Genomic DNA, 576 nt, shown 5'->3' with positions numbered 1-576 from the left:
GTCGAGGTGGCTGGAGGCGAAGGCGACGCCCTTGTCGATCATGGCGCCGTCGTCGGCGTAGGTGTTGTGGGCGGAGAAGTTCATGCCGTCGGAACAGACCGGGTCTTCGGTGGCGCAGACCTTGATGGTCTTGTCGGCGAAGGTAGGGCCGATGACGACGGGGGGTTCGCCGAGGAAGTTCATGGCGCGCACGTTGGGCATGCCGAAGAGCACGACCGAGGACACGTGGCTGGCGACGGTGGGGTCGAGGGGCTTGGGGACGGTGTTGGGGTCGATGCCGTCGGGTACCGAGGGGGAGGTGACGAAGCCCATGACGGCTGCGCCCTGGGAGTAGCCGCCGAGCACCATTTTGGTGTTGGGGCAGTCGTGGGCCATCGAAACGACGTGGGCGCCAGCGTCTCTGACGCCGTCGATGCCGGTGTCCCATTGGTCGCTGGCGGGGTAGTTGACCGGGTAGACGTCGAACGACTTGGCGCCCACGCGCGAGTGCAGCGCGTCGACGAAGGCCTGGCCGGTGGGCCCGACTCCGGGGGCTTCACCGGTGCCGCGGGCGAACACCACCTGCACGTCCGGACA

At 67.9% G+C, this 576-nt stretch carries 1 protein-coding gene; it reads right to left on the bottom strand.

Annotated elements, in window-relative coordinates; translation table 11 throughout:
* Positions 1 to 576 (bottom strand): cutinase family protein (locus tag A5691_RS20900; protein WP_067760195.1); only part of this gene is annotated, 576 nt, incomplete at both ends.

Source organism: Mycobacterium sp. E183 (assembly GCF_001667735.1).
GTDB lineage: Bacteria > Actinomycetota > Actinomycetes > Mycobacteriales > Mycobacteriaceae > Mycobacterium.
Note: the sequence above shows the minus strand (reverse complement) of the source record. Positions and strands in the feature narration are given on the sequence as shown.